The sequence below is a fragment of the Bifidobacterium sp. B4081 genome (assembly GCF_026537335.1).
In the GTDB taxonomy this organism is placed as follows: Bacteria; Actinomycetota; Actinomycetes; order Actinomycetales; family Bifidobacteriaceae; genus Bombiscardovia.
The window spans coordinates 1,119,144-1,143,467 of sequence record NZ_JAFNMM010000001.1 but is presented as its reverse complement, the minus strand read 5'-3'; the positions used below and the strand labels follow the sequence as shown (position 1 = coordinate 1,143,467).

Below are 24,324 nucleotides of genomic sequence, written 5' to 3'. Positions count from 1 at the left end.
TACTATCGGTTCGGCCAGGCACGTCGGCCGGGTTCGAGCACGAGAGGTGGTGATGGCGATGATGAGAGTATTCAGCACCATGAGCGGGCAGATCGAGCAGATCGGCAAAGCTTCCAAGGGCTCATGGATATGCTTATCGGCGCCTACCGATGTCGAGCTGGCCAACGTCTCCCAGACCACTGGCATAGACCTGGCTGATCTGCGCGCCCCCTTGGACGATGAGGAGCGCTCGCGTGTGGACGTGGAGGACGAGTACACCATGGTCATCGTCGACATTCCCCGGGCCGAGGAGCGCGACGGCCGGGACTACTACGAGACCATCCCTTTGTCCATCATCGTCACCGAGGATCTGATCGTCACCGTCTGCATGCAGGACACCGTCCTGCTCCACCCCTTTATGGAAGGCACCATCCGGGGTTTCAACACTTTCATGAAGTCCCGCTTCATCCTGCAGATCCTCTACCGCAACGCTACCCTCTACTTGCGCTACCTGCGCATCATTGACCGCGAGTCGGACCGGCTGGAGCTCAAGCTGCGTCACTCCATGCAGAACCGAGAGATCCTCATGCTGCTGGAGCTCAACAAGACCTTGGTCTACTTCGCCACCAGCCTCAAGTCCAACGAGATCGTACTGGAGAAGCTGACCGGGCTGGAGCGGATCAAGCGCTACCCGGACGACGAGGATCTTCTGGGCGACGTGATCACCGAGAACAAGCAGGCCATTGAGATGGCCAACATCTACTCAAGCGTGCTTTCGAACATGACCGACGCCTTCGCCTCCATCGTCTCCAACAACGTCAACAACGTCATGAGGATCTTTACCATCATCTCCATCAGCCTGTCGGTGCCTACGCTGATCTTCTCCATGTATGGCATGAACTTCAACCAGGGAATGTTCGGCATGCCCTTCACTGACAAGCCTTGGGGATTCGCGGTTGTGGTGATTCTTTCAGGTCTGGTCACCGCCCTGGTGACTTGGTTCCTGACGCGTTCGAGAATGTTCAAGTAGGGGCCGATCATGTTTGCACGCAGGATTGCGGCGGCTCTGTTGGCGCTGGTTCTGGCGGTGCCCCTAAGCGGGTGCGGCCGCCAGGAGGATCGCTACCGGGCGGGTTCCATCGGGCCCAAGATCAGCGTGGGCATCTCCTTCGACCAGCCCGGGCTTGGATTCGCCCAGTCCGGCCAGTACCGGGGTCTGGATGTGGATGTGGCCCAGTACGTGGTCCACGAGCTGGGATACGCCGAGTCGCAGATCGTCTTCCGCCAGGTGAAGCCTGCGGACCGCGAGCGCATGCTCGAACAGGGCCAGGTGGACATGGTCGTGGCCGGCTACTCCATCACCCAGGATCGTCAGAAGCTGGTGGATTTCGCCGGGCCTTACCTGGCTGCGGGGCAGGACCTGCTGGTTCGCCGCACTCAGAGCGACATCGCCGGAGTGGAGGACCTGGCCCAAAAGCGGGTTTGTGTGGCAGCGGGATCCACCTCCGGGGCTCTGGTGCGTTCGCTGGCACCCCAGGCCCAGGTCCAGGAGCGGGAGGAGTTCCCCGAGTGCATCACGGCCCTGCTCAGCGGGGATACGGATGCCGCCAGCGGTGACGACTTTGCCCTGGCCGGACTGGCTCATGTTCGTGGCGGTGGCCAACTGCGCCTGGTCGGCAAGCCCTTCTCCAACGAACATTACGGTATCGGCGTGCCCCACGGTGATCCGGAGTTGGTGGACGTCATCGACCAGGCCTTGAAGAGGATGATGCGGGACGGGTCCTTCAAGGCCGCCCTGGGCCGGGCCTCCAAGTCCATCGGCTATTCCATTGATGCCGCCGCCCGCACTCTGCGGCCCGGCGATCGCTGAGCACGGCTTCCGCCAGGATGACGGATGCTGGACATTGGCTCGGCCGTGTCCATGTGAATGGCGATAATTCACCATATGAACGCGAATGAAGACAGGGATCATCAGCAGACCCAGGAATCCGATCAGCCCAAGTTCCGCTACGATGCCGCCATGGCGCAGACCATCGAGGAGCACTGGCAGAAGCGCTGGGACAAGGAGGGCACCTTCTGGGCAGCCAACACCAAGGGTGATTTGACCGATGCCCAGGGAGATCACGCCGGAGGCCGCAGTCCCTACTTCGTCATCGACATGTTCCCCTATCCCTCGGGCAAGGGCCTGCATGTGGGCCACCCCTTGGGCTACATCGCCACCGACGTGGTCAGTCGCTACCACCGGATGAAGGGCGAGAACGTCCTGCACGCCATGGGCTACGATGCCTTCGGCCTGCCCGCCGAGCAGTATGCAGTCCAGACCGGCCAGCATCCCCGGGCCACCACCGAACAGAACATCGACAACATGCGCTGGCAGCTGCACAGGCTGGGGCTCAGCTTCGACGACCGCCGCTCCTTCGCCACCATCGATACGGACTACGTGCGCTGGACCCAGTGGATCTTCTCGCGCATCTACGAGTCCTGGTACGACCCCGACTACCGCCGTGCCGACGGGGGGACGGGCTCGGCCAGGCCTATCAGCGAACTGGTCGAGGCTTTCAAGTCCGGAAGCAGGCCCATCCCCGGTCATCCCGATGCCTCCTGGGAGGACCTGGACGAGGCCGAGCGCTCCGAGGTGCTCAACGACTTCCGTCTGGCCTACATCTCGCGCTCGCCGGTCAACTGGTGCCCCGGACTGGGCACGGTCCTGGCCAACGAGGAAGTGACCGCTGAGGGCCGCTCCGAGCGCGGCAACTACCCGGTCTACCAGCGCGAACTCAAGCAGTGGTCCATGCGCATCACCGCCTACGGTCACCGGCTTCTGGAGGATCTGGACATTCTGGACTGGCCCGAAAAGGTCAAGCTCATGCAGCGCAACTGGATCGGGGAGTCGCACGGGGCTTCGGTGGACTTCACCGTGCCCAGCCCTGACGGCGATCAGACCATGGAGGTCTACACCACCCGTCCCGATACGCTTTTCGGTGCCACCTTTGCCGTGGTCTCTCCTGAGCACGACCTGCTGCAACACCTGCCCCAGGAGTGGCCTGAGGATGTGCCTGAACAGTGGAAGGGCGGTTATGCCAATCCCACGGAGGGCGTTCAGGCCTATCGACGGGCCGCCGAGGCCAAGACCGCCAAGGATCGCGTGGACGAAGGCGGGGCCAAGACCGGCCTGTTTACCGGGCTGTATGCTCTCAACCCCATCACCGGGGCCAAGCTGCCCATTTTCACCGCCGATTACGTGCTGATGGACTACGGCACTGGAGCCATCATGGCTGTGCCAGGCGGTGATCAGCGCGATTACGATTTCGCTGTCAAGTATGGTCTGCCCGTCGTCTACACGGTCAGCCCGCTGGATGATTCCGGACAGACCTTGGACGATTACCGGGGCAAGGCACCTTTCATATCCCACGACGGGATTGTGGTCAACTCTTCGGTCCAGGCCACCCAGGCCGTTGGCGATTCGCTCAGCCTGGACGGTATGCGTGTTGACCAGGCCATCGAGAAAGTGACCGCATGGCTGGAGTCGGCCGGGGTGGGCCATGGAACGGTCTCCTACCGGCTGCGCGACTGGCTCTTCTCCCGTCAGCGCTACTGGGGCGAGCCTTTCCCGGTGGTCTATGACGACCAGGGCCTGTCCCACCTGCTGCCCGACGACCAGCTGCCGGTGGCCCTGCCTGACGTGCCCGACTATTCGCCCAAGACCTTCGACCCCGAGGATGCCCAATCCAGCCCCGAGGCACCGCTGAGCCGCAACCAGGACTGGGTGAACGTGACCTTGGATCTGGGCGACGGCCCCAAGGTCTACCACAGGGACACCAACACCATGCCCAACTGGGCCGGCTCCTGCTGGTACTACATGCGCTACATCGACCCCAAGGACGACCAGCACATGGTTGATCCGGAGGAGTACGACTACTGGCTGGGTCCCAAGCACAATGCCACTGCCGGGGAGTCGGGCGGCGTCGATCTCTACGTGGGCGGTGTGGAGCATGCGGTGCTGCACCTGCTCTATGCCCGCTTCTGGCACAAGGTCCTCTACGATTTGGGATACGTCTCGTCCAAGGAGCCCTTCCACAAGCTCTTCAACCAAGGAATGATCCAGGCCTACGCCTACACGGACCAACGCGGACAGTACGTGCCTGCCGCCGAGGTGGAGGAGCATGATGAGGGCGGCAAGGTCAGCTACACCTGGCAGGGACAGCCGGTCAACCGCGAGTTCGGTAAGATGGGCAAGAGCCTTAAGAACATCATCACCCCGGACGATATGTACAGCACCTACGGGGCCGACACCTTCCGCCTCTACGAGATGAGCATGGGCCCCCTGGATGAGTCCAGGCCCTGGAACACGCGCAATGTGGTGGGCGGCATGCGCTTCCTGCAGCGGCTCTGGCGCAACGTGGTGAACGAGCAGACCGGCGAGGTGGTCCTGGACGAGGGAGAGCCCGACCAGAAGACCCTGAAGCTGCTCAACACCACCATCCACGACGTGACGGTGGAGATGGAGGCCATGCGGCCCAACACGGCCATCGCCAGGATGATCGTGCTCAACAACCATCTGACCGGCCTGAATCCGACACCCAGGGCAGCCATCGAGCCCCTGGTGCTCATGCTCTCGCCCATCGCCCCCCACATCTGCGAGGAGCTTTGGAGCCGGCTGGGTCACAAGGAGTCCCTGGCGCATGCCCAGTGGCCGACCTGGGATGATCGCTATCTCGGCGAGGACACGGTCACCGCCGTGGTCCAAGTCAAGGGCAAGGTCCGTGGCAAGCTGCAGGTCAGCCCCGACATCGCGCCTGATCAACTCGAGGCCATGGCCCTGGCACTGCCCGCCGTCCAGGAGCGGCTGGGTGGCAAGGAGCCGCGTAAGGTCATCGTCAAGGCACCCAAGATCGTTTCGGTCGTGCCGGCCTGATCCTGCACTGCCCGCAGCCAGGCTGTGGACAGGCGATGACCTTCGACCACATAGCCTCCCGACCTCATATCGGGGGGCTTTTTCATGTCAGGCTGGGTCCATGAGCATCAACATCACCCAGCCGCCGGCGCCGCCCCTGCAGGCTCTGGCTCTGAATCAATCCGCCAGGTCAAGGGGGTCGGCCGAAGATATGGCCGAATCCCAGACTCGGCGTGATCGGCCTGTCTGGTCGTTTACGCCGCTTCAGGCCTTGATAGCCATTCTTATTTTGGTGGTTGCCCTTGCGATCAGTCTGACCCTGCTGGCCCAGCAGGAACGGGCGCTGGCCGCAGGAGTGGCAGTCGACGGGTCCGGGGGCAAGTCATCGGTCCTGGCAAAGGGCGATGCCAACGGTGCTGCACACCGAAGCAAGCATGTTTCAGGAAGCGATGGTAGACGGAACACCCATGGTGACGAAGGCAGCGGGCATACCGAATCGGCCTCGGATTCCGCTCAACATGGTGAAGGGGCAGGCAATGCCTCTGCTGCTCCGGCCTCCAGTGCCTCCGCGGGAACAGCGGATCAGACCGGACGGGTGAATCTCAATAGTGCCAGTCAAAAGGATCTGGAGAATGTCAAGGGGATCGGTCCGGTCACGGCAGCAAAAATACTGGAGCACCGGCGTGCTCTCGGCGGTCGTTACGCCTCGGTCGATCAGCTTCTGGATGTTCCCGGCATCGGTGCCAAGACACTGGCCCGATTACGCCCATATCTGGTGGCGCAATGATGGTCTGCCGGGCAGAAGATCGTCTTGCTGCTGATCGAGACAATGGCAATCGCAATCTTCGCATGCTTCCCGCTGCTTGTCTGGCCTGGGCTATCGCCCTGCTGGTCCCATGGCTTCTGGGCCGGAGCGTGGGCGGATCCGTGGCCGGAACATCCAAGAGCGGCGACTGGTCCAAGACGGCAGGGGAGTCCAGAGGCGGCATGGGTATGTCGGTGTGGTTGATGCCGCTTGTCTTGGCGCTTCCATTGCTGATAGCCATGGTCCTGCTTGCCTTCAAACTCGTTTGCTTGCTTGTTGCAGGGGACGCTGATTGCAAGGGTCAGGTATCGCGCCCACCCTATCGCCCATGCCGGCGGATCCGGCTGCACCAAGTTTGTCAGTCTCCGTGTATTTCCACCTGGCTTGGTCCTCGGAAGCTGCCGACATTGGCTGTCTTGGCTGCTGTGGCTCTGACTGTGGCATTGGCCGCCGCAGTCGGTCATGAGTCAGTGCGCAGCGGGCCGGCAGCTCGGCAGATTCGTCAGGGAAAAGCGCTGGCTGAGGTTCGTGGCTGGGCTGTGGACCCCATGAGTGCATCCTCTCGGCGAGGCTGGGACTGTCAGGCGGAGGTCAGGCTGGCATGGGTTACTGTGGCCGGGGTGCGCATGCCTTCCGATGAACGGATCATCCTCTTCGCCCGAAGCCGGTCATGCCTGCTGCAACAGGGCGGGCAGTATCGTGCGCGAGGCCTCTTGGAGCCCTCTGCTTACGGCCGTCCTATTCCCTGGCTGGCTGTGGAAGACGGGGCGAAAGAGGTCGAGCCGCCAGGCCCCTGTAGACGATTGATCGCCCGTATGCAAAGGGCCTTTCTCGAGCAGACCAGCAGACTGGACGATCAGGGACGGATCCTGGTGCCGGGTTTGACCATGGGCATTCTGGGCAATCAGGCCCTGCCCGGGTCGGATGGCTCCCTGGGCAGGCCGGCAGTGGAGCCTGCCTATGCCACCCGTCTGACCCAGGACTTCCGGACATCGGGCATCCTGCACCTGATGGCGGTCTCTGGCGGGCACTTCATGATTCTGGCCTCGCTGTTGGTCAGGATCATGCGAGCCCTGCGCTCGCCGCCCTTGCTGATGGCCTTGGTTTTGTCTACCGCCTATCTGGGTTTGGGCATGCTGATGGTCCCAGGTGATTCAGTTCTGCGAGCTCAGGCCATGGGGCTTCTTTCGGCCTTGGCTCTGGCTGCCTGCCGGCCTGCCCAGTCATTGAACACGCTGTCCTGGTGTGTCCTGCTGGTGCTGATCCTGCGACCTTCCATGGCTGCAAGCTTCGGCTTCGCACTCTCCTGTGGAGCCGTGCTGGGCATCGGCCTGGGTAACCGGCGGTTGGCAGCCCTCCTTGAAGATCATCTACCGACATTTTTGGCACGTCCATTGGCCACGACCCTGTGCGCCCAGGCCGGAACCCTGCCCGTGCAGGTGTTGATGAGTCCCGGGTTGCCTATACTGGCTCCACTGGCCAACCTGCTGGTCACTCCTGTGGTCGACGCTGCAACAGTGACTGGCCTGCTGGCTCTGCTCACCTCCTGGCTCTGGCCTCCAGTGGGTCTGTTCCTGGCCCGACTGACCTCCCTGGGTACCGGAGTCATGGCTTTTGCCGCCAGGTGGCTGGGCGAAGCGGCTGCTCCGGCGGCCTGGCCACCGGGACCGGTCGGTAGCGCCTGCCTGGTTGGTCTGGGTCTCATGGCCGTGATCGATCATCGGCTGATTCGATTCATCTGTGCTCGTGGGCTCGATCACTCATGGCCGGCTGTGACAGGGGTGAATTCCGGGGTTCCCTTCCGGCCGTCGGCTTGGGTGTCAATCAAGGGCTGGCTACAGCAGACCTATGGCCTTCTAGCCCAACTGGTCTTCAAAGATGACCGAGGGTAATGTCCAGCGATGAAGGGAGATTTGAGTCATGACCGAAGCTCAGCAGGAGAACCCTTCCGTCCATCTGGTGGTCGGCGGCGATCCCTTCCTCAACGCTCAGCGTTTCAAGGAGCTGTGCGCGCAGGCGTGTGCCGCTCACCCGGACAGCGAATACATTGAGCTGGACGCGGCGGACTGCGACGCTTACGCCTTTCAGGAGGCGGTCGGACCCTCCCTGCTCAGTCAGACGGCTGTGGTTTGTCTGGATGATCTGCAGGCGGCTGATGAAGCCCTGAGCCAGGCCTTGATTGATTTCTGCCGCGAGAGCGCAGGGGACGAATCCAGTATCGTCATCGCACGTCATGACGGGGGCAACCGGGGCCGCAGGCTCCTGGCCCAAATGACACGGGTCGGAGCTGTCACGGAGCGGATGCCGGATCTGAAGAAGTTCGACGACAAGGTCGACTTCGTCTATGGGCGTTTCAAAGCCCATCAGCGCCGTATCCAGCCACGGGCTGCCCAGCGCTTGGTGGATGTTCTGGGCGAGCGCACTCCGGAACTGGCTGCCATGTGCTCCCAGCTCTGCTTCGATTTTGCCCAGGATCCCATGACCTTGGAGATCGTCAACCGTTATCTGACCGACAACCCGGCTGTATCCGGATTCGCGGTGGCGGACAGGGCCCTTGCTGGCAGGCCGGCCCAGGCCGTCGTCGCTCTGCGTACGGCTCTGGAGCAGGGCAACGAACCAGTCTCCTTGATTGGCGTACTGGCCCTGAAGCTGCGGACGCTAGCCAAGGAGGCGGCCATCGAGTCGGGATCCATTACCACAGCTGAGGCCAAGGCCGCCTACTGGCAGTTGCGGGAGGCCAAGAGACAGCTGCATGGATGGACCTCCTCCGGCCTGGCGGCCTGCATCGAGGCCTTGGCCCAGGCTGATGAGATCAGCAAGACCAGCAGCGGCGACGCCCGCTATGCTCTGGAACGGGCAGTGGAGCTGATCGCCGCCAAGGGAAGGACAATGGCATGAGCCAGCAGGATGGATTGGAACTGGCGGTGCCTACAGGCGAGGACATGCAACGCCTGGGCAGAAACCTGGCCTCGTGTCTGCAAGGCGGGGACGTGATCCTCCTGTCCGGGCCTCTGGGGGCGGGTAAGACCACCCTGGCCCAGGGGCTGGGCGACGGACTTGGAATGGATGGCCCTGTGGTTTCGCCCACGTTCACCATCGCAAGGGAGCTGCATGGCCGCCTGTCAGACGGCTCGCCGGTTACCCTGATCCACGTGGATGCCTACCGGCTGGGTGGACAGGGCTATCTGCCTGGCGAGGATGCCGTGGATCGGCTCCTGGACGAGCTGGAGTCCCTTGGTCTGGATGAGGAATTGGAAGACCCGGGCCAAAGGACCATCATTCTGATGGAATGGGGCGAGCAGATGGTCTCTGCTCTGGCCGATCAACGTCTGGAAGTGAGCATCGCCCGACCCGTGGGTCCCCGGGAAGATCCTGAGGCGCCACCCAGCTCCCAGGGTCAGCGTATGGTACGTCTGCGTGGAGTGGGTCCGTCTTGGGCCAATAGAATGGATCAGCTGAGAAAGGCGATGACGGCATGAGCGGGACCGATACGTCCCTTTTGGTGATCGATACCTCATATGGCTCGACTGTGGGGCTGCCGGGGTGGGAGCCGTGCATCGAGACCGACTCGCGCTCGCACGTAGAACGCCTCCAGGTCAATATCGCCAAGGTCATGGATCAGGCTGGGCTGTCTGCAGACGATCTGCGGACCATCGTGGTGGGACTGGGGCCTGCACCCTTCACCGGTCTGCGGGCAGGCATCGTCACCGCCAAAGCCCTGGCGTTTGCCACGGGTGCCCGTCTGCTGGGACAGGACATCCTGGAGCCGCAGGCCCGCTATGCCTACAGCCGGTTCAAGCGGCAGGGTCAGGACCATTCACGGCTTCTGGTCCTGGCTGTCAACGATGCACGTCGGCGGCAACTCTACTACCGTCTTTTTGGCGACTTCGATGGCGCGCAGGCCCCGGCCCAGCCGCTGACCGACATGAGTATCGACTATCCAACGGTGATCTGTGAGAAGATCGCGGCCATTGTGGAAGAGCGGGAGTCTGTGGACCAGGGTCCTGTCACTCTGGTCATTAGCGGTCATGGAGCCGGCCGCTATGCCGACCAATGGGAGCGTCTGGATAAGCATTCCGATATACGGGTGGTGCTGGATGAAGGATCCTTCCTGGCGGATCGGACACGGGGGACAGGCCTGATGGCTGCTTGCGCTAGCAGACGTGCCCAGCATGGGCTGATCGACCCGGTGGAGCCCCTCTATCTTCGCCGACCTGACGTCTCCGTGCCCAATCCGCTTAAGCACGTGGCAATCCAATCATGATTCGCAGGGCGGTCTTTAAGGACCTGGACCGGCTGGTCGATCTGGAGTCGCGCGTCTTCGGTGACCAGGCCTGGAGCCGGCAGGAGCTGCGGTTCGAGTTGTCTGCGCCTTCACGCACCTACCTGGTCTGGGAAGACCAGGGTGCCATCCTGGGCTACGGAGGTTATTGGTCAGGCGAAAGGGATGCCGAGCTGATGACCCTCGGGGTCTTGCCGGAAGCCCGGCATCGGGGTATTGCAGGATCTCTGCTGGCCAGGATAATTACGGGAGCCGATCGCGAGGGTCTGCAACGCATGAATCTGAAGGTCCGCGTAGATAACCCTGTGGCCATTGACCTCTACAAGAACTTTGGCTTCTCACAGGCCGGTCTATGCAAGGGTTACTATCAGCCTGAAGACGTGGATGCCTGGGCTATGACCAGACCTTTGAGCTCGATTGGACCGGGACCGGTGGGTTTTGTCAGCAACAAGCCTTCGGAAGGACAGGAAAGGATCATTGACCATGAGTGAGCCACTGGTGCTTGGCATCGAATCCACCTGCGACGAGACCGCTGCCGCCCTGGTTCAGGGCAACCGGCTGCTGTCCAACGTGGTGGCATCCTCCATGAACGAGCATGCCCGCTATGGTGGCGTCATCCCCGAGATCGCCTCGCGGGCACATGCTGAGTCCTTTGTGCCGGTCGTCTCCAAGGCCCTGAAGGATGCGGATATGGACCTGTCCCAAGTGGATGCCATAGCGGTCTCGGCTGGTCCTGGATTGGCTGGATGCTTGGCTGTAGGCGTTTCCGGTGCCAAGGCGTTGGCTTGGGCGGCGAAGAAGCCCTTGTATGGCATCAACCATGTCATCGGACACATAGCGGTCACCCAGCTCCAATTCGGACCCTTCCCTCAGAATGCCCTGGCCCTGATAGTCTCCGGCGGTCACACCTCGTTGCTGCATGTGGATGATCTGGCGCGATCGGTCCAGGTGGTGGGCACCACCCTGGACGACGCGGCAGGGGAGTGCTTCGACAAGATCGCACGCCTGCTTGGCTTCCCCTATCCGGGCGGCCCCCACATCGACCGCCATGCCCGTCTGGGCGACCCCCACGCCATCGCCGTGCCCCAGGGATTGACCAAGGGCCGGGCCGGGGCCGAGCATCCTTATGACTTCAGCTTTTCGGGGGTCAAGACCGCCGTGGCTCGATGGGTCGAACGCAGACAGCAGGCCGGGCTCGACATTCCCGTGGACGATGTCTGTGCCTCCCTGGCTGATTCCGTGGCCACCGTCCTGTCCCGCAAGGCTATGGCCGCATGCCACAGGTTCGACACGGATACTCTGATCGTCGGCGGCGGGTTCTCGGCCAACTCGCAGCTGCGTGGCAAGCTTCAGGAATTCGGCGAGCAGGAGGGCATCAAGGTCCGCATTCCCAAGATCAACCTGTGCACGGACAATGGTGCCATGGTGGCCATGCTGGGCGTCAATCTGGTCCAGGCCGGACTGTCCCCCTCCGCTCCTGACTTCTCCATCGATTCGGCCATGCCCATGGACAGGATTCTCATGTAATCGACACGCCAAGTTGTCGGATGCGAGGGTCCTGACTATAGTATGGTAATTGTGTTCAGCGAGAGTTGAACGGGACATTCCCGCATAGCTCAGTTGGCAGAGCGTTCGACTGTTAATCGAAATGTCGCTGGTTCAAGCCCAGCTGCGGGAGCTCTCAACCGCCGGTTCCCCGGCGGTTTTTTTTTATGTGAGCCATATTGGTTTGGTTCTAGCTGCAATGAACTGGCCTGTCATTGCAATGGGCTAGCTTATTGTTTTCTACTTAGTGACTGATGGGAAATTGTCAAGGCTCTGCCTCTCTGCGTGTTTCCTTTAACCCAATGTGTAGATAGTCGGCTTTGAGATTTACCTATAGATATAGCAGTCAAAAGACCCAACAGACCCTTAGGCATCGTGTTGCATCGGATGGCGTGTCGCGTGTATTCTCAGGCGAATTAGAACAACGTTGTATGTCTTGTTGGTTCTGCACTTTCTTTTTGTTGTATAGTGTATTTAGTGATGTGCAGGGTTGCACTGAGAAAAGCGAGGCAAAGAAATGATTCTTCTACATATTTCGCGGTAAAACAACGTTGTACTCAAAAGAGAGAACCTTGCACTGTTGATGGACATAAAAGGCAGGGGAAAGGAGACCAGATCCATGGAAGAACGGCAACAATCAAAGCCTGGAAAAGCGCATCTGATTCTGGACACGCAGACAAGGTCCATCCCCATCAATGAACGCGTTTTCGGCTCGTTTGTTGAGCATTTGGGTCGTGGTATCTATACAGGCATCTACGAACCAGATCATCCGACTGCAAACAAGGCGGGATTTAGACAGGACGTCATTGATTTGGTAAAGGAGCTTGGCGTCACTGCTATCCGCTATCCCGGCGGGAACTTTGTATCCGGCTATCGCTGGGAGGATGGTGTCGGGCCGCGCTCTGAACGTCCAAAGCGCATCGATCTGGCCTGGCATTCGGGCGAAAGCAATGAATTCGGTCTTCATGAGATGGCGGATTGGCTGGATGAATTGGGCGGCAACGAACTCATGGAAGCTGTCAATCTCGGTACACGGGGTATTCAAGAGGCCCTTGATCTACTTGAATACGCCAATATTCCTTCTGGTACGGCTTTGTCTGACATGCGCCGACGCAATGGTCGTGAGCAGCCGTTCGGAATTCGAATGTGGTGCTTAGGCAATGAGATGGATGGTACTTGGCAGATCGGTCACAAGACCGCCCATGAATACGCCAGACTGGTCACTCAGACTGCAACGGCGATGCGTATGGTCGACCCCGATCTAGAGTTGGTGGCCTGCGGCTCTTCTTCGCACAGCATGCCTACTTTCGGTGAATGGGAACGTACTGTACTGGAGGAAGCCTACGATCAGATTAATTTCATTTCCTGCCACGCGTATTATGAACCGCACAATCGCGATATGGCCAGCTTCTTGGCTTCCGGTGTCGATATGGATGGGTTCATCAGCGATGTGGCTTCAGTCATAGCGGCGGTTCGTGGCAGACTCAAGAGTAAGCACAAGGTCTATATATCTTTCGATGAATGGAATGTCTGGTATCAGGATGCAGAGCCGAGTAAGCCTCCAGTAGGTATAGGTAACTGGCCTCAGGGTTCGAGACTTCTGGAAGATATCTATTCGGTTGCTGACGCAGTGGTGTTTGGCGATCTGCTCATCACCCTGCTCAGAAATGCTGATGTCGTGCATTCCGCCAGTCTGGCTCAATTGGTCAATGTCATTGCTCCAATCATGACAGAACCTGGTGGTCCTGCTTGGAGACAAACCATTTTCTTCCCGTTTGCTCTGACTGCCAAATATGCCAAGGGTGGCAGTGTGCTGCCCTCTCAGGAAGATGCCGACAGATGCGAAACCAGCCAATATGGCGATGTGCCGATGACGGACTCTGTTGTGGTAAGAGGAGCCGATGGCTCGCTGACTGTTTTCGTTGTCAACCGCAGCCTTGATCGGAGTGTAGAGTATCGTTCCGATCTTTCCGGACTCTACAGAACTGGCAAAGTGGTTGTTCGGAGCCTCCATGACGAAGATATTGCTGCTCGCAATACGCTTGAGGATCCAGAGCGTGTCAGTTTGCAGACGCGTAAGGACTTTACCTTTGAGAACGGCAAATTGAGTATCATGCTTCCTCCGGTTTCGTGGACGGCTATCCACATAGATTGATAATTACAAATTGTTGGTTTCCACATATATTCAAAGGAGAAATAATGAGGAGAACTGTGAGAATCATTGCAGCGGCACTCTCGGGAATCTTAGCGATTTCCATGGCTGCCTGTGGCGGCGGTGGAGGCGCCAAGAGTGAAAGTCAGGCTGAGCACAGTGATAAAACTGCGAATGCCAATGCACAATGCCAGAACAAGGTTAAAAAGCCGAATGCGGAAAAGGTCACCGTGTGGGCCTGGTATCCAGCCATTCAGAAAGTAGTCGATGAGTACAACGAGAACCATGATGACATCCAGGTGTGCTGGACGAACGCTGGTCAGGGAAGTCCTGAATACACCAAATTCAATAATGCTATAAAAGCCAAGTCCGGCGGTCCTGACATCATCCAGCTTGAGTATGAAGCGATGCCGCAATTCGTCGCGGGGGCTCAGAAGCATCTGGTTGACCTTAGCAAGTACGGAATGAATGATCACAAGCAGGAGTACACGGAAGGCGCCTGGAAGAGCGTCAGCATGGGCGGCGGCAACTCCGTTTATGGCGTTCCTGTCGATCTTGGTCCTTTCGTCATGTACGTGCGTCAGGACATCTTCGATAAATACCATGTCAAAGTTCCAACCACTTGGAAGGAATTCGAGCAGGCAGGCAAGGATCTTAAAGCTGCCGGCTTCGACGGGTTCCTGAGCGATTGGGCTCCTAACGGCACCGCTGTCAATCCTGCGCTCTTTGCTCAGGCGGGAGAGAAAGTCTACAAGTATTCGTCAAAGACGCCTGACAAGGTAGGCATTAAGTTGGATACCCCAGGTGTGCAGAAGGTTCTAGAGTACTGGCAGAACCTGGTCAAGGAGGGCCTGGTCGACACGACGGACGCCAATACGACTGACTGGAACAACAATATGATTTCCGGCAAGTATGCTGCCTATGTTCAGGCTTCCTGGCTGACTGGTTACATCAAGGGCTTGGACAATTCTTCAAGCGGCAATTTCAGGATCTATAAGGCACCGGTTTGGGATGACTCCACGCCTCAGGTCAACCAGGGAGGATCCGCTTGGGCTGTAACTGATCAAGCAAAAGACACCAAAGCAGCGGCCAGCGTTGCTCACGATCTGTTCGATTCAGATACAGCACAGCATATCGGTGTCACCGATGGTGCATTGTTCCCATCTTGGAAGAAGCAGCTCGCATCGGACGCTTTCAAGAACATGCAAGAGCCATTCTTGGGCAACCAAAAGCCTAATGAAGTCACCATTCCAGTGGCTAATGCTTGGAAAGGTGACGAGTTCCTGCCCTTCCAGACTTATGCCTATGACGAACAGACCAAGTCCTTCTCTGCAATTGTCAAGAAAGGTAATGATTGCAAGGAGACCCTGAAAGCTCTGGAAACCAAGCTGAACAATTATGCCAAGCAGCAAGGTTTCACTATAGAGTGACTGCTCATTTTAATTGGAGGGATGTCGTGATCGGTATCCCTCCTTTTTAGGAGGTTCTGAAATGGCTTCGAACGCAATAGTTAAGCCGAGAAAGACGAAAGCCAATGTCGGCAGCAGTCGTAGAGCAATGTGGGGATGGTTCTTCACGGCTCCTTTTGGGGTCATCTTTCTGCTGTTTCTTGTGATACCGCTTGCTTACGCATTCTATGTATCGTTGTTTACTTATACTCAAGTCAAAGGGGAGTCCTTCTCGGGGTTCGCCAATTATCAGCGCGTTTTTACTGACTCGATATTTCTGGTCGGCATGGGGCGCGTCATTCTCTACACCGTCGTCATGGTTCCGATCCAATTGGGTCTGGCCCTGATATTCGCTCTGCTCCTGGACTCTTTTAAAAACAAGTTTGCCTCGGTCTCTCGCCTGGTTATTTTCCTGCCCTATGCAATTCCTGGTGTTATCGGTGCCTTGATGTGGGGATTTATGTACTCCAAGAATATGGGTCCGTTCACTACAATATTTGGGCTGTTTGGAATGCAGACTCCCGGTTTCCTCACCGCCAACGGCATCTTCGGTTCATTGGTCAATGTCGTGACTTGGCAATGGACGGGGTACTACATGGTGATTTTGTATTCGGCCTTGCAGTCCATTCCGCATGAACTCTACGAGTCAGCCAGAATAGATGGGGCTTCAGAACTGAAGATTGCTACAAGAATCAAGGTGCCGATGGTGTCAGGATCATTGGTCATGGTGACTATCTTCTCCCTTATCGGAACCCTGCAGTTCTATACAGAACCCACCATTTTGCGCAATCAGGCGCCAACGGTCATACCGCCCGAGTATACGCCCAATATGTATGCGCAAGCTCTCGCTTTCAACTACAACCAGACCAACTACTCTGCCACGGTTTCGTTTGCTCTGGGATTGGTCGTGGTGATATTCAGCGTTTTGTTCATGAGACTGACTCGTCATCAGTCTGGATTGGAGGACTGACATGTCAGCCACAAGAACAAGTGGCACTCGCAGAAGTGCCAAGCGCATCCAGGGTAATACCAGCGTTTTCGTGTATGTAGTACTGATATTGGCCATGGTCTATTTCCTCCTGCCTGTATGGTGGCTGATTGTTGCCTCCACAAAGTCGAATTCGGGATTGTTCTTCGGCGCCCACGGCTCTATGTGGTTCGATAAGGATTTCGACCTGTGGAAGAACATCGGTCAACTTACGACCTATCAGGATGGCATTTACTGGCGCTGGATTTTCAACTCCTTCCTTTACGCTCTTGTAGGAGGATTTGGTGCCACAGTAGTGGCGGTTATGGCCGGGTATGGTTTTTCCAAGTTCAGATTCCGTGGACGAAATCTATATTTCAACATTGTTCTTGGTGCTTTGATGATTCCTTCGACGGCCTTGGTGATACCCACGTTCCTGCTGATGTCTGACATCGGTATGACCAACACCATTTGGGCTGTGCTTTTGCCATCTCTGCTTAATCCAATGGGTGTTTACTTGATGAGAATCTACTGCATGCAATCCCTACCCGATGAGATGATCGAGGCGGCTCGAGTTGATGGGGCAGGTGAGTTGAGAACTTTCACACAAGTTTCTCTGCCAATTATGACCCCAGCAATTACTACAGTCTTTCTGCTTTCCGTGGTCGGTGCTTGGAACAACTTCTTCCTGCCTCAGGTTGTTCTCACTAATCCAAAGTTGTTCCCGATTACGGTCGGGCTGACCCAATGGCAGACAAAATCCCAGGCCGGAGCAGCATCAGAACAGGTCTGGAATTTGGTGACTTCAGGAGCCTTCATCTCAATTATCCCCATGGTCTTGGCTTTCCTCTTCCTGCAAAGGTACTGGGTAGGAGGATTGACGGCCGGATCTGTTAAATCATGATTCAAGGAAGGACCTGGTATTTAGGCTGTATGTTCTTTGTTGAGATAAACTGAAAACAGAATTGTTGTTACATATTCCGAATTCGCATAAGTCCACTATGTGGAGTTGCGCGAATTCGGAATATATGTAATTACCGATTGGTAAGGGGCTCTATTGACAACCAGAGTGACTATCAAGGATGTAGCCAGGCATTCTGGTGTTTCCATCAAAACAGTGTCCAATGTTATCAACGGTACTGGCAGTATGCGTGATTCCACCAGACAACGCGTGCAGAACTCTATTCGTGAACTTGGATACATGGTCAATGTATCGGCCCGTTCATTAAAAACGGGTGCCACCAAGCTCATAGGTCTGGGAATTTTTGATTTTTCGCAGCCATTCGCCCCTTATTTGGCAGATAAAGTCATAGACATATCACGAAAACACGGTTATGGAACAGTGATTAGCACTTACGGGTCGGACAGATCAGGTCTGCCTGTCATCATGGACGAAATTACAAAGCTGTCAGCAGATGGGTGGCTGCTTTTTTCGGACCAACCTTTAAAGAACGAAGGTATCATCCTTGATCAGCCCTATCCGATTGTTCTAGCCGGTGACTACAACTCCTATGATCGTGTTGACTGGGTGACTATGCCTAATACGAGAGCCATTCGGTATGTCACAGGCAGGTTGCTCGATATGGGATGTCGTCATATAGCAGTCTTCGGTGCACCGGAAAAGCCAAAGACGCGCAATGAATACATGTGCGCTACCGAAGGCCTGCAAGAACTGAGAATTAGGGGATATATCGAGGCCTTCGAAGAGCGGGGGCTATCGGTGGATTGGCAGATGCTTCTGCCCAAGGATTGGATGGAAGGAGTTAGCGGCGTACAGGCTGTGACACAAATGTTGTCCAAAGGTATACGCCCGGATGCGATTATTTGCCTGACTGATGCCATGGCGCTGGGTGCCTTGCATGGTTTGCAGAACGAGGGAATTCGCATTCCCGAAGATGTTCAAGTCGTGGGATTCGACGATGTACCGGAGTCGTCCTACTCGACTCCATCACTGACTACCATCGATCCATACCTAAATGATTACGTTGAGCATGCTATTGATATGTTGATTGAGCGCATTAATGGGTACAAGGGCAAATCTAGGACTTTTGTGACTGATTTCCAACTCGTTGAGAGAGATTCAACCCTGGCTTTCCCCACAGAAAAACATACTAAAGCAATATCCGCAACAAACTAGGCAGAAGCGGCTTGACCTTTAATTATGGTTCAACAATTGCAAGAAATGTGATTGTTTGTTGAAGTAATTTCTGATGAATTCGTTTTGGGCCTGGTCGTCTGTGAGCTTTGCTGATTCTAGTTCTCCAACTTTTTAATAGCTTGGCACTAGTTTCTTATTCGCATATTTACATTAGACGAGATATATGTAAGAACCCATCTGCATTCAATAGCAGTTAGTGTAACCTTTACCTAATTTTGTTAGAAGGTTTCTCAGTTTACAAAGTATAAGTTCGGTCAACACTTTTGACGAGTCTTTTCCTCATTCCTTGCGCTCTTGTAGGAACAATTACCATTAGGTTTTCGCCGGACGAGCTGTGGAAGACTACATATTTGACCACATGCCTCTTTCTGGTTCACATGGCTTTGGCATCCAGTCCATCATGATGGTGGGCGCCCAATCGGGTACCCACGATGACGGAATGAAGGTGCGACTATGGCCTGTGCGCGTGACCATAAGAACAAGGGTATCCGGAGGGTTACCGGCCGGATGCCTGACATGCCTTCCGGCTGTCGGCCCCCCTGGTTTCCCAGGACCCTGCTGGCACTGACGCTGGCACTGGTCCTGTCGACCGCGGGGCCTACGGCAACCGTCGCGTCTCAGCCTGCGCCGACCCTGCCTTCGGCTGCAGCTCCGGCGCAGAATGGTCGAGTTACCTCATCGACCTCAGCCTGTCGCCGGGGCTGGCTGTGGCCCCTTGAACCTTTGCCTGGTGATAAGGCCGACCCAGAGATTATGCGTCCCTTCGATCCTCCGGATCATCCATGGCTGAGCGGTCATCGCGGGATCGATCTGGCAGTGCAACAAGGCAGGCACATCCGGGCCCCGGCAGATGGTGTCATCAATTTTGTCGGTTCTGTAGCAGGCAAGGACGTGGTCTCCATTCGTCACGGCAAACTGACCTCCACCTATGAGCCGACGAAGAGCTCATTGCCGGAGGGAACCCGGCTGCAGGCCGGCACAGTCTGGGGAGAAGTAGAGGGGGTCTCTGACCACTGTGATCAAGATTGTCTGCACTGGGGGCTGAAAGATGGTCATGATCACTATCTGGATCCAGGCGCTAAAGTCGGACGGCACCGCATTCGTCTCAAGCCTCTATAGGAGTGCGCGGTCCGCCTGCGAGACTCGCGCGTCTGCAGACCAGGTATATCGCCGGCCCGGGGGAGCGGTTAGAATCGTAAAGCATAACGCCGTTTCAGCAGGGAGTGGTCATGCAGAACATGCAGGAAGAATTTACGCGTCCGCTTGAGAAGCCCATAGACGCCGATGCCGGTGTCTTCTCCCTGCTTGAGGACAGGGTGGAGCGCCTGGGTGACGATCCTTTGATCGAATACCGGAGCGGACGCGAGTGGAGCACGATAACGGCCCGTGAGTTTCGCGACCGTGTGATCGCGCTGGCCAAAGGGCTTATGGCCCGGGGGGTAGGCCGGGGAGATTCGGTGGCTATCGTCTCGCACACCCGATGGGAATGGACTGCCCTGGACATGGCCATCCTGTCCATCGGAGCCGTGACGGTGCCGGTCTACGAGACCGACTCTCCCGATCAGATTCGGCGCATCTTCAACGATTCCCATGTCGGCATGGCCTTTCTGGAGGATGACGACATGAGGGCCCGAGTGGATGCGGTTCGCTCCCAGTGTGCCTATTTGAACGACTTGTATGTGATTACCAGGGGAGCGCTGACCACCATGACCGCCTACGGGCGGGCGGTGGACCAGGCAGACTTCCAAGCCCGTGCCGACTCGGTGCAGGGTTTCGACTTGGCCACCATCGTCTATACCTCAGGCTCCACGGGTAAGCCCAAGGGTATAGAACTCAGCCATAGCAACATCGTCTTCACTGTCCGTTCAGGTACTCAGGCAGTCCCTGACATCTGCCTGGGTGAGGGCAAGCGGCTTCTGCTCTGCCTGCCCCTGGCCCACGCTTTCGCCCGCTGCCTGCAGTTCTTCGCCATTGCCACGGATCTCACCCTGGGGCTTACCGGGTCCATCCGCAATCTGTTGCAGGACATGCAGACCTTCAAGCCCACTTTTATCCTGGCTGTGCCGCGAATCTTCGAGAAGATTTACAACGCTGCCTCCCAGCGGGCCGGAACAGGCGCCAGGGGCAGGATTTTCCTGGATGCTGCAGGAGTGGCCAGGCAGTGGTCTCGTCATCAGCAGACCGGAAGCCGGGTTCCCATGTCGCTGAAGACCAAGCATCTCATGTACACAGGCACCGTTTACGACCCCATCCTGGAGGCCTTGGGCGGCCGGGTCCGGTATGCCATTTCGGGCGGAGCTCCCTTGGACAGGGACATTGCGGACTTCTTCAACGGCATAGGTTTGCCTCTGCTGGAGGGCTACGGTATGACCGAGACCATGGGTCCAGTGACGGTCAACCCCACCGAAGGCTACAGACTGGGCACCATCGGCTTGCCCATGCCCGGCATCACCGTGGGCATTGACCAGGAGGGCCAGCTGTGTGTCAAGGGCCCCGATGTCTGCATGGGCTACCACAACCATCCGGAAATCACCACCAGGCAGATTCGCGACGGTTGGCTGCTGACCGGTGATCTGGGCAGTCTGGACGAAGACGGGTTCGTTCGGTTGACCGGTCGGCGCAAGGAGATCATCATCACTGCAGGGGGTAAGAACATCTCGCCTTCGCTGCTGGAAACAGCCGTTGAGCGTTCGCCCATCATCAGCCATTGCATGGTCATCGGAGACCGCAGGCCTTTCATTTCGGCCCTGATCACCCTCAATCTCGAGGAGGTCAACAAGTGGTTGCGGGACCAGGGCGCTGAACCCTTGGACGATGCCGCTTCGGCTGGGGAGAACCCTATCATCCGCACGGAGATCGATCGTGCGGTAGATGCGGCCAATGCGCAGGTCTCCCGGGCCGAGGGAATCCGCCGCTATCTAGTTCTGGACCAGGACTTCACTCGTGAAAATGGACTGCTCACCGCATCATACAAGCCCCGTCGCCAGGAGGTTCTCAAGCGGTATGAAGACCAGATCGAGCAGAAGATCTATGCTCAGAGACCTGCGTCGGCTGGCTTGATGTAGCCTGTATCAATCAGAGCCGCCTTGAGGTTGGAGGCCGAAACCGCAACCAAGGGTCTTGACAGGCGGCGCTGTTGCTTGCCGTCCTGGTTGACGGTGTGGATCGTATCCATGGCTGGCACCTTGCCCTGGCTGTTGAGCCCGACACAGGCCTTGGCCATATCAGCCGCAAGACCCAGTCTGTCCTCCAGACCAGTCATCCACTGCCGTCCGTCCACGATTTGAGGGATGTTGTCCACGTAGGCGCCGTATCCACTGATGACGGGCCAGGCAGCGTGGTCGTCCGAGGGCGTGGAATCCTGAGTCCTGCCCGTGGTCTGCGAAGGATCAGCCTGCGACGCCGTCGGATTCTGGGCTGCAGGGCTCTGAGCAGGCTTGGGCACGTGCTGCCGGTGCAGATCCTGATGACCGACCATGGATCCCACAATGCCTGATATTGAGATCTCCGGGTTGACGTCCGCCGAAGAACCCCGATAACCCAGATCCCCGAGCTCAGAGACCACGCCGGAAACAATGAAGTCGTTCATGGCCAGAATGCCGTCCACCTCGGTATGGGTCTTGGCATCATCGTTTGTGGCCAGGCGGGTCGCCAGCTCTTTGCCCGTAGCCGAAGCGTCCTTGCCTGGATCAAAGGCGATCGCCTGCCAGTCCTTCTCGGTGCTGTCTGTCTTCAGGAGCCCAGAGGGGCTGATAGCCCGTCCATCCTTGAAGTAGGGCCCCAACACCTGCCAGATTCCTGCGAAAGCCTGGGCGGGGAGGGAATTCTGCTCAGCCTGGACGGTTTCAACACCCTTGTCAGCAGGGGATGCATCAGATGATGCGTCAGCTGTCCGGTTCGGCAGCAGAATTTCGATGCGGCAGGGGTTGTCCTTGCTGGCCTTGTCCAGTTCCAGTTTGCTGGCCAGCTTGTCCGCCTGCATCTGACCGATGGCCCGTGCATCAGATAATTGCACGAACAGATCCGGTTGGATGCCCGGCACCTGGTTGGCCAGCAGGACCACATGCATGCCCGCGCCCGCAGCAAGACGCAGAGAAGAGACCAGACGTGCGCGCGCCTTGTCTTTGGCATCGGCATCCAATGACTGGCTGATATAGTCGCCATACTGGCGGGTAATGGAATCTGGCGAGGTCATGGGTGCCACCACCAGTGTGGTCGGCTCTGAAGTCTTCCCGGCCTTGCGCTCCGAAAGGCGGTTGACCAGGTAATCCTGCAGCTCCTTGCTTTGATCCTCCAGGTTCCCGCTGGTGTAGGCATCGATGTGTTTATTGGGAAGATGCTCCTTGGCCAGTGCTGCCTTGAGCTCAGGAACCAGCGCGGCCCACTTGTTGATGGGCGTGTGCTGGGAGAGGGTGATGCCGTCGGAGGGAGTGAAAATAGCCACCCGACCGGGGACCTCAGCGGCCGCAGTAGCCCCTTGGCTCTGTGGGGCGCTCGGAGACTGTTGTGCACTGCCCAAGGCCGGACCACCGCAAGCACCAGCCGATGCCACCATGACCAAACTCGCCAGCAGGGCCAGCAAGCCGGACAAATGCCGTGCAAAGCCGGTCTTCTTCACGTTCGCTCCTTCGTTCCGACAGAGCCCGACTCTGGCCGGGTCCCGAGCAACCATTCTATGGGCTCTCGGGCAGGAGCGTATGAAAGGCCGATGTTTCGCGTAGACGGTCCTCGCCGGTGGAAGTGATAGTGAAGGCTGTTCTGCGGAGAGTAACCGCCTGCAATAACCGTCTGCAATGGCAAGAAGAGGGTGCTGGTGTCTTATCTGCTAGTCTGCCTTGGCCGCCTTGCGTTCGGTGGCTTCTGCAGCACCTGAAGACATACGCTCGGCAAGAGCATGGTCCAAGGCGTCCATGAACCCTTCGGTGTCCAGCCAAGGCTGATCAGGACCCACCAGGCTGGCAAGATCCTTGGTCATGCGACCGGAGCGTACGGTCTCGATGACCACGGATTCCAGTGTTTGCGCGAACTCGGCCACCTTGGGGGTGTCATCCAGCCGCGCCCGCTGCTTGAGCCCGCCGGTCCAGGCGAAAATGGAGGCGATCGGGTTGGTGGAAGTGGTTTCCCCCTTGAGCCAGCGCCGGTAATGCCTGGTCACGGTCCCATGGGCGGCCTCGGCCTCTACGGTCTGTCCATCGGCCGTCATCAGCATGGAGGTCATGAGACCAAGGGATCCGAACCCCTGAGCAATTGCATCGGACTGGACGTCGCCGTCGTAGTTCTTGCAGGCCCAGACATAGCCGCCCTGCCATTTGAGCGAGGAGGCCACCATGTCGTCGATCAGCCGATGCTGGTAGGTCAGCCCCTCTTGTTCGAACCGACTCTGGTACTCCTGCTCGTAGACTTGGGCGAAAATGTCCTTGAACCGGCCGTCGTAGGCCTTGAGGATGGTGTTCTTGGTGCTCAGGTAGACCGGATAGTGCCTCTGCAGGGCGTAGTTGAAGCAGGAACGCGCGAAGTCGCGGATGGAGTCGTCCAGGTTGAACTGTACCTGTGCCACACCCGGACCTGGGTAGACGGTCACCTCTCGGGTCACCGGGTCGCTCCCGTCTTCAGGAGTGAAGACGACGCTGAGCTTTCCCGGCCCGGGCACAGTGAAATCAGTTGCCTGGTATTGGTCGCCGAAGGCATGGCGGGCCACCACGATGGGCTTGGACCATCCGGGAACCAGCCGGGGAATGTTGTCGATGACGATGGGCTCGCGGAAGATGGTTCCGCCAAGAATGTTGCGGATGGTACCGTTGGGCGACTTCCACATGCGCTTGAGACCGAATTCCTTTACCCGGGCCTCGTCCGGGGTAATGGTGGCGCACTTGACGCCCACGTGCTCGCGCTGAATGGCCTGTGCCGCCTGCACGGTGACCTTGTCGTCGGTGGCGTCCCTGTTGCGGATGCCCAGGTCGTAATAGTCCAGGTCCACGTCCAGGTAGGGCAGAATCAGCCGTTCCTTGATCATTTTCCAGATGACCCGGGTCATTTCGTCACCGTCGAGCTCGACGATACGTCCTTTCACGGCGATCTTGTCCATGGCGGCCTC

At 57.9% G+C, this 24,324-nt stretch carries 19 protein-coding genes and 1 tRNA gene; 18 read left to right on the top strand and 2 right to left on the bottom strand.

Annotation, left to right across the window (positions count from 1 at the left end):
* The first annotated feature begins 58 nt into the window (after window positions 1-58).
* The 18 genes from J3T92_RS05075 to J3T92_RS04990 all read left to right on the top strand — a co-directional run bounded on the left by J3T92_RS05075 (window position 59) and on the right by J3T92_RS04990 (window position 21,295).
* Window positions 59-1,009, top strand: coding sequence for a magnesium transporter CorA family protein (locus J3T92_RS05075; RefSeq protein WP_267400262.1), 951 nt, complete (start codon window positions 59-61; stop codon window positions 1,007-1,009).
* A 9-nt stretch (window positions 1,010-1,018) separates the two neighbouring features.
* Window positions 1,019-1,849, top strand: a complete 831-nt coding sequence (locus tag J3T92_RS05070; RefSeq protein ID WP_267400065.1) for a glutamate ABC transporter substrate-binding protein — start codon at window positions 1,019-1,021, stop codon at window positions 1,847-1,849.
* Window positions 1,850-1,924: 75 nt separating this feature from the next.
* Entirely contained in the window at window positions 1,925-4,894 is a 2,970-nt protein-coding gene (leuS, locus tag J3T92_RS05065) for a leucine--tRNA ligase (protein ID WP_267400064.1), read from the top strand.
* A gap of 100 nt (window positions 4,895-4,994) precedes the next feature.
* Window positions 4,995-5,660: a ComEA family DNA-binding protein gene (locus J3T92_RS05060; RefSeq protein ID WP_267400063.1), complete on the top strand. Its 666-nt coding sequence runs from the start codon at window positions 4,995-4,997 to the stop codon at window positions 5,658-5,660.
* 425 nt (window positions 5,661-6,085) lie between these two features.
* The gene (locus tag J3T92_RS05055) at window positions 6,086-7,570 is read left to right on the top strand and encodes a ComEC/Rec2 family competence protein (protein WP_267400062.1); all 1,485 of its coding nucleotides are present in this window, start codon (window positions 6,086-6,088) and stop codon (window positions 7,568-7,570) included.
* Between the two features lie 28 nt (window positions 7,571-7,598).
* The gene (gene holA, locus J3T92_RS05050; protein ID WP_267400061.1) at window positions 7,599-8,576 is read left to right on the top strand and encodes a DNA polymerase III subunit delta; all 978 of its coding nucleotides are present in this window, start codon (window positions 7,599-7,601) and stop codon (window positions 8,574-8,576) included.
* The gene (tsaE, locus tag J3T92_RS05045) at window positions 8,573-9,157 is read left to right on the top strand and encodes a tRNA (adenosine(37)-N6)-threonylcarbamoyltransferase complex ATPase subunit type 1 TsaE (protein WP_267400059.1); all 585 of its coding nucleotides are present in this window, start codon (window positions 8,573-8,575) and stop codon (window positions 9,155-9,157) included. The genes holA and tsaE overlap by 4 nt, the downstream gene beginning before the upstream one ends.
* Window positions 9,154-9,942, top strand: a complete 789-nt coding sequence (gene tsaB / locus J3T92_RS05040; protein WP_267400058.1) for a tRNA (adenosine(37)-N6)-threonylcarbamoyltransferase complex dimerization subunit type 1 TsaB — start codon at window positions 9,154-9,156, stop codon at window positions 9,940-9,942. The genes tsaE and tsaB overlap by 4 nt, the downstream gene beginning before the upstream one ends.
* A complete protein-coding gene (gene rimI / locus J3T92_RS05035) occupies window positions 9,939-10,451 on the top strand; it encodes a ribosomal protein S18-alanine N-acetyltransferase (protein ID WP_267400057.1) in 513 nt (170 codons plus the stop codon). The genes tsaB and rimI overlap by 4 nt, the downstream gene beginning before the upstream one ends.
* Window positions 10,444-11,487, top strand: a complete 1,044-nt coding sequence (gene tsaD / locus J3T92_RS05030) for a tRNA (adenosine(37)-N6)-threonylcarbamoyltransferase complex transferase subunit TsaD (protein ID WP_267400056.1) — start codon at window positions 10,444-10,446, stop codon at window positions 11,485-11,487. The genes rimI and tsaD overlap by 8 nt, the downstream gene beginning before the upstream one ends.
* Window positions 11,488-11,565: 78 nt before the next feature.
* Window positions 11,566-11,638: transfer RNA gene (locus J3T92_RS05025), tRNA-Asn, on the top strand.
* Window positions 11,639-12,124: 486 nt separating this feature from the next.
* Window positions 12,125-13,660 (top strand): alpha-N-arabinofuranosidase, encoded by a 1,536-nt coding sequence (locus J3T92_RS05020; RefSeq protein WP_267400055.1) that lies wholly within the window; start codon window positions 12,125-12,127, stop codon window positions 13,658-13,660.
* Window positions 13,661-13,716: 56 nt separating this feature from the next.
* Window positions 13,717-15,087 (top strand): ABC transporter substrate-binding protein, encoded by a 1,371-nt coding sequence (locus tag J3T92_RS05015; RefSeq protein ID WP_267400054.1) that lies wholly within the window; start codon window positions 13,717-13,719, stop codon window positions 15,085-15,087.
* 61 nt (window positions 15,088-15,148) lie between these two features.
* Window positions 15,149-16,075 (top strand): carbohydrate ABC transporter permease, encoded by a 927-nt coding sequence (locus tag J3T92_RS05010; protein WP_267400053.1) that lies wholly within the window; start codon window positions 15,149-15,151, stop codon window positions 16,073-16,075.
* A 1-nt stretch (window position 16,076) separates the two neighbouring features.
* On the top strand, window positions 16,077-16,976 hold the full coding sequence (locus J3T92_RS05005; protein ID WP_229133174.1) for a carbohydrate ABC transporter permease: 900 nt from the start codon (window positions 16,077-16,079) through the stop codon (window positions 16,974-16,976).
* Between the two features lie 153 nt (window positions 16,977-17,129).
* Window positions 17,130-18,209, top strand: coding sequence for a LacI family DNA-binding transcriptional regulator (locus tag J3T92_RS05000; RefSeq protein WP_324123895.1), 1,080 nt, complete (start codon window positions 17,130-17,132; stop codon window positions 18,207-18,209).
* Between the two features lie 774 nt (window positions 18,210-18,983).
* On the top strand, window positions 18,984-19,349 hold the full coding sequence (locus tag J3T92_RS04995) for a M23 family metallopeptidase (protein ID WP_267400045.1): 366 nt from the start codon (window positions 18,984-18,986) through the stop codon (window positions 19,347-19,349).
* A gap of 119 nt (window positions 19,350-19,468) precedes the next feature.
* Complete coding sequence (locus J3T92_RS04990) at window positions 19,469-21,295, top strand: AMP-dependent synthetase/ligase (protein ID WP_267400260.1); 1,827 nt, start codon at window positions 19,469-19,471, stop codon at window positions 21,293-21,295.
* Here the strand turns inward: J3T92_RS04990 and J3T92_RS04985 are convergent.
* Both J3T92_RS04985 and J3T92_RS04980 read right to left on the bottom strand, forming a co-directional pair.
* Window positions 21,265-22,848 (bottom strand): hypothetical protein, encoded by a 1,584-nt coding sequence (locus J3T92_RS04985; RefSeq protein WP_267400044.1) that lies wholly within the window; start codon window positions 22,846-22,848, stop codon window positions 21,265-21,267. The two genes, J3T92_RS04990 and J3T92_RS04985, sit on opposite strands and share 31 nt — an antisense overlap.
* 207 nt (window positions 22,849-23,055) lie before the next feature.
* On the bottom strand, window positions 23,056-24,315 hold the full coding sequence (locus tag J3T92_RS04980) for an NADP-dependent isocitrate dehydrogenase (RefSeq protein WP_267400042.1): 1,260 nt from the start codon (window positions 24,313-24,315) through the stop codon (window positions 23,056-23,058).
* Window positions 24,316-24,324 lie beyond the last annotated feature (9 nt).

Bases quoted from the DNA above. Each gene is read 5' to 3' on its own strand.
- J3T92_RS05075 (WP_267400262.1), top strand. From the start codon at position 59: ATGATGAGAGTATTCAGCACCATGAGCGGGCAGATCGAGCAGATCGGC.
- J3T92_RS05070 (WP_267400065.1), top strand. From the start codon at position 1,019: ATGTTTGCACGCAGGATTGCGGCGGCTCTGTTGGCGCTGGTTCTGGCG.
- leuS (WP_267400064.1), top strand. From the start codon at position 1,925: ATGAACGCGAATGAAGACAGGGATCATCAGCAGACCCAGGAATCCGAT.
- J3T92_RS05060 (WP_267400063.1), top strand. From the start codon at position 4,995: ATGAGCATCAACATCACCCAGCCGCCGGCGCCGCCCCTGCAGGCTCTG.
- holA (WP_267400061.1), top strand. From the start codon at position 7,599: ATGACCGAAGCTCAGCAGGAGAACCCTTCCGTCCATCTGGTGGTCGGC.
- tsaE (WP_267400059.1), top strand. From the start codon at position 8,573: ATGAGCCAGCAGGATGGATTGGAACTGGCGGTGCCTACAGGCGAGGAC.
- tsaB (WP_267400058.1), top strand. From the start codon at position 9,154: ATGAGCGGGACCGATACGTCCCTTTTGGTGATCGATACCTCATATGGC.
- rimI (WP_267400057.1), top strand. From the start codon at position 9,939: ATGATTCGCAGGGCGGTCTTTAAGGACCTGGACCGGCTGGTCGATCTG.
- tsaD (WP_267400056.1), top strand. From the start codon at position 10,444: ATGAGTGAGCCACTGGTGCTTGGCATCGAATCCACCTGCGACGAGACC.
- J3T92_RS05020 (WP_267400055.1), top strand. From the start codon at position 12,125: ATGGAAGAACGGCAACAATCAAAGCCTGGAAAAGCGCATCTGATTCTG.
- J3T92_RS05010 (WP_267400053.1), top strand. From the start codon at position 15,149: ATGGCTTCGAACGCAATAGTTAAGCCGAGAAAGACGAAAGCCAATGTC.
- J3T92_RS05005 (WP_229133174.1), top strand. From the start codon at position 16,077: ATGTCAGCCACAAGAACAAGTGGCACTCGCAGAAGTGCCAAGCGCATC.
- J3T92_RS04995 (WP_267400045.1), top strand. From the start codon at position 18,984: ATGCGTCCCTTCGATCCTCCGGATCATCCATGGCTGAGCGGTCATCGC.
- J3T92_RS04990 (WP_267400260.1), top strand. From the start codon at position 19,469: ATGCAGGAAGAATTTACGCGTCCGCTTGAGAAGCCCATAGACGCCGAT.
- J3T92_RS04980 (WP_267400042.1), bottom strand. From the start codon at position 24,315: ATGGACAAGATCGCCGTGAAAGGACGTATCGTCGAGCTCGACGGTGAC.